Annotated in this window: 5 protein-coding genes; 3 read left to right on the top strand and 2 right to left on the bottom strand. The window is 61.7% G+C overall.

The window, feature by feature from the left end:
- The 3 genes from tnpC to AC1DY5_RS43640 all read left to right on the top strand — a co-directional run.
- Positions 1–1,122: IS66 family transposase (gene tnpC, locus AC1DY5_RS43630; RefSeq protein WP_478120640.1), on the top strand; the 1,122-nt coding region annotated here is incomplete at its 5' end.
- Positions 1,123–1,177: 55 nt separating this feature from the next.
- Positions 1,178–1,342, top strand: a complete 165-nt coding sequence (locus AC1DY5_RS43635) for a hypothetical protein (RefSeq protein WP_478120641.1) — start codon at positions 1,178–1,180, stop codon at positions 1,340–1,342.
- A gap of 266 nt (positions 1,343–1,608) precedes the next feature.
- A complete protein-coding gene (locus AC1DY5_RS43640) occupies positions 1,609–1,782 on the top strand; it encodes a hypothetical protein (RefSeq protein ID WP_478120642.1) in 174 nt (57 codons plus the stop codon).
- A gap of 221 nt (positions 1,783–2,003) precedes the next feature.
- Here the strand turns inward: AC1DY5_RS43640 and AC1DY5_RS43645 are convergent, their stop codons facing one another.
- Positions 2,004–3,785, bottom strand: coding sequence for a tetratricopeptide repeat protein (locus AC1DY5_RS43645; protein ID WP_478120643.1), 1,782 nt, complete (start codon positions 3,783–3,785; stop codon positions 2,004–2,006).
- A 66-nt stretch (positions 3,786–3,851) separates the two neighbouring features.
- Positions 3,852–4,407: CHAT domain-containing protein (locus tag AC1DY5_RS43650; protein ID WP_478120644.1), on the bottom strand; the 556-nt coding region annotated here is incomplete at its 5' end.

Genomic DNA, 4,407 nt, shown 5'->3' on the forward strand with positions numbered 1-4,407 from the left:
CGGCTGGACATCGTTCCGGCGCAGTTCTTCGTGCAGCGGCAAATCCGCGGCAAGTGGGCGTGCAAGTGCTGCCAGCTGCTGGTGCAGGAGCCGGCTGCCCCGCAGGTCTTCGACAACGCGCTGCCAACGCCGGGCCTGCAGGCCCATACGGCGATCAGCCGCTTCGTCGACCACATTCCGTACTATCGGCAGGAGCAGATCAACGCCCGCTCGGGCGTGCGCACGCCGCGCTCGACGCTGGCGGCCTGGGGCGGACAGACCGGTGCGCAAATGATGCCGCTGTACGACGCGCACCGGGCGTTCGTGCTCAGTTCGCGCATCTTGCAGGCCGACGAGACGCCGGTCTCCATGCTGGACCCCGGTGCGGGCAAGACCAAGAAGTCCTACATGTGGTCCTACGTGCGCGGCGCCTTCGACCCCGAGCCCGGGGTGGTGTTCGACTTCTGCCTCGGGCGAGGCGGCAAGTACCCGAGCGAGTTCCTCAAGGGCTGGTGTGGCACGCTCGTCATCGATGCCTATGCGGGCTATGACGGTGTCCTGTCGCTCGAAGGGCGCAGCGCCGCTTTTTGCGTCGCTCATGCGAGAAGGAAGTTTGACGAACTCATCAAGACCGCACCCCAAGCGAGCCCGGTCGCCGCCGAGGCGATACAGCGCATCGCATGGCTGTACAGAATCGAGGCCGACGCCAGGGAATTGACCTGYGAGGAGCGGCTGCAGATGCGGCAGGAGCGATCCAAGCCATTGTGGGATCAGCTGCATCTGTGGCTCAAACTCGAGCGCACGCGCGTGCCCGACGGTAGCGCGATCGCCAAGGCGATTGACTACAGCTTGAACCGCTGGGAGGGGTTCGGTCGCTTCCTGCTCGATGGCGACGTGCCGCTGGACAACAACCATTGTGAGAAYCGGATGCGGCCAATAGCAGTTGGAAGAAGAAATTGGCTTTTTATTGGGAGCCAGTTGGCCGGCGAGCGGGCTGCTGTCGTGATGAGCTTGCTTCAGTCGGCCAAGCTCAACGGGCACGAGCCATGGGCCTACCTGAAGGACGTCCTCACCCGGCTGCCGATGCAGTTGAACAGCCAGATCGAGGAGTTGCTGCCCCACCGGTGGCAGCCTGCCGGCTGAGGTCGACCAGGTCGACCACAGGCGCCGCGCCGAGACGGCCGCTGATCGACCGAAAATGAACACGGTCAGCACGACGACGCCGAGCCAGCGCGAGGCGAACACCATTGCCTTCGCCCAAGCCGCGTCCACCATGTTCATCATGGACGCGATGCTCGGCCACTGGCCACGTCACCTCAAGATGCCACGGCCAGACGCTTACCGAAGGAATTCTTCGACTTGAGGTGTTGATCAGGGACAGCGGCTGAGCGGCAACGCCTCAAATTCCGTGCGAACGCCTGCCTTCAAGCATCTTCGACGCCCGGTGTACACCCGCTTGGGGCCCGGAGCGCCTGTTCGCGACATTTGGAAGCAGCCGCTCACGCGCGATTCGTCTGTAGCCGCCCGCGATCCGAGCTGGCGTTCAGCTCGAACTTCCTCAGCGACGTCGGCGACGTCGGCGACGGTCAAGTTCCAAAGTAGACCGGCCGTTCGTCAAGAAACGAGCCGATGTCAGCTTTCGGCGACCGCCGTCATTCGGCAGCCAAATTCGAAGGACAGCAGACAGTCTGGAGCACGCGTTCGAGCTTGGGCCTCGAACTGGAACTGCCGGCCACTTCCGGACATATGATCGATCAGGAAATCGCGATGCCAATTTCCGGTTTCAAAGTACAGCCGCCATAGGGCGTCGGCCGTTGAGCGCGCCCATTCTCCAAAGCGGTCCCTTACGGTCTAGCTGCCGCGATCGACAGCCGATGAGAGCGGTACGGCAGCAGTTCGATCAGCCGGACTGGCGCTGCCGACCCGGAGCCGACGACGGCGACCTCTGGAACCGGACGTTCGCTCGCCGATGAAAACCTCGCCAGCGTCAAGCGTTTTGGTCTGCGAATTTGTCGATCAGAACACTACCCACCCCGCAGCATCCGTCGGACCGTCCGCGCGTACTGCGCTGCCTGAGGGTGACCGAGTCGTGCCGCCTGCTCGAAGAACGGCAGCGCCTCACGCACTTTTCCATGATTGGCGAATAACCTGCCCACATTCGCGTAGGTAGTCGCGTTTGCTGGATCGAGCTCGATGGCCTTGCGGTAGTCGGCCAGCGCCCGGTCGTCCTGCCGTAGCTCGGCATGGATATGGCCACGATTGTTGTAGACCGAAGCACCGCCCAGGCCGAACTCGATCGCCTTGTTGTAGTCGGAGAGGGCCTGGTCGTACTGCTGCAACTGATCATGAACGTGCCCGCGGTCGAAGTAGGCCTGAGCCTGGGCCGGATCGAGGGCAATCGCCTTGTTATAGTCGGACAACGCCTTCTGGTTCTGCTGGACCTGACTGTAAGCCATGGCACGATTTCGGTACGCCTGAGCATCGTTCGGGTCGAGCTCGATAGCCTTGCCGAAATCGGCCACGGCCTTGTGGTGCTGCTCCAGGTCGCCGTAGGCGACACCGCGATTGTTATAGGCATGGGCATCGTTCGAGTCGAGCTCGATGGCCCGATCGTAGTCGGCGAGCGCATGGTCATACCGCTGTACCACACGATAGACGTTGCCGCGACCGTAGTAGGCAGGAGCGTGGTTGGGGGCAAGTTCGATCGCCCTGTTCAGGTCCGTCAGGGCTTCGTCATACCGTTGCAGGTCGAAGTAGCGGTTGCCGCGATTGCAGTACGCCAAAGTGTAGCTCGGGTCGAGCTCGATGGCCTTGTTGAGGTCGGACAGGGATTGCTCAAACCGCTGCAAGCCACGATATGAGGTGGCACGGTTGTTATAACATCGGGCGTTGGTCGGGTCGATCTCGACTGCCTTGTCGAGATCGTCGAGACCTTGGGAATAGCGCTGCAGGTCGTTGTAGGTCGTGCCGCGATGAAAGCGCGCTTCACCATCGTTGGGCGCGAGCGCGATGGCCTTGCTGAAGTCGGCCAAGGCGAGGTCATACTGGCGCAGGCTACTGTAGGCTTGGCCGCGATTGTTGTAGGCTCGAACATCCGTTGCATCGAGCTCAATGGCCTTGGTGAAGTCGGGCAGGGCTCGGTCACACTGCTCTAGCTGAGTATAAGTACGGCCGCGGGCGCTGTAAGCCAGAGCGTAGGCTGGATCGAGCTCGATCGCCTTACCGTAGTCGGCCAGGGCTCGGTCATACTGCCGCAAGTCGGAGTAGGTGCTGCCCCGTATCACGTGGGCCAGAGTAGATGCCGGATCGAGCTCGATGGCCTTGATGCAATCGGTCAGGGCCCGTTCATACTGCTGCAGGCCGCGATAGGTGTTGCCGCGATTGCAGTAGGCTAGAACAAGATTCGGATCGAAGTGAATGGCCTTGTCAAGGTCACGCAGAGCCTGGTCATGCTTCTTCAGGTCTCCATATAGGCCGCCTCGGTTCAGGTAGGCGACGGCAAAGCTCGGGTCGAGCTCGATAGCTTTGCGAAAGGCGAGCAATGCTTCATCATGCCGCCGCAGCCACCAGTTTGTGACACCGCGGTTGCTGAAGGCCTGAGCGTTGGTCGGGTCGAGTTCAATCGCCTTGCCGAAATCGGCGAGCGCCTCGTCATAACGCTTCAAATCATGATAGGTCGCACCGCGGTTGACGTAAGCCAGGGCGTAGGTTGGATCGAGCTCGATGGCCCGGTCTAGGTTGGTCAGGGCATGGTCATATTGCCCCAACTGACGAGACATGGTGCCGCGACTGTTGTGCACTTCCACCTTGAGATCCTCCCCTATCCATGAGCCGTGCCAAGATCCTTCGAAGAGCGAATGATGTGACTCAACTCAGGCCACCGCGGCGTGCTGATTATGTCCTGTGGTTGACAGCCTGAGTTCTGTTGAGCAGTACGGCGTGTACGCGAGGCCAAGCAGATTGCCCTTAAGCAGCAGGTGAATGCGCGTCCGGTGCAGTGCCTCGCCAACCGTCAGCTCGGCCCGGAAATGACGGAAGAACTCCTCCGCCACCTCCCCCGCGACCCGCTGCGCTATCGCGATCTCCGTACCGATCACTCCGGCCGCAGACGCGTTGGCGAAGGATTCGACGAAGCTGACCAGTGACTCAGGGGTGATCTCCACAGTGTGGCAGCCGTTGATGAACACCAAGGGTGATGTTCCTTGCCAGTGGTCGGCTGGCCACGAACCACGACGCCACGCCGCAATAGTCTCCGGCAGCAGCAGATCACTGGTCCCGAGCGCAAGCGTGGGCGTCGATTGGGCTCTACCGGGGAGGTCCTGATGGCGTCCATGCGTGTAGAAATAGATCATCTCGACCGGCTCGGCAAGCCGCTGTCGCAGGTCCGTCAGCGATGCACAACTGACCACCGGAGCGAGATGCTGGAGG

It is taken from the genome of Variovorax sp. P4_D9, assembly GCF_056401695.1.

Excerpts from the sequence above, each read along its gene's own strand:
- AC1DY5_RS43635 (WP_478120641.1), top strand. The coding sequence starts at position 1,178 with ATGAACACGGTCAGCACGACGACGCCGAGCCAGCGCGAGGCGAACACC.
- AC1DY5_RS43640 (WP_478120642.1), top strand. The coding sequence starts at position 1,609 with ATGTCAGCTTTCGGCGACCGCCGTCATTCGGCAGCCAAATTCGAAGGA.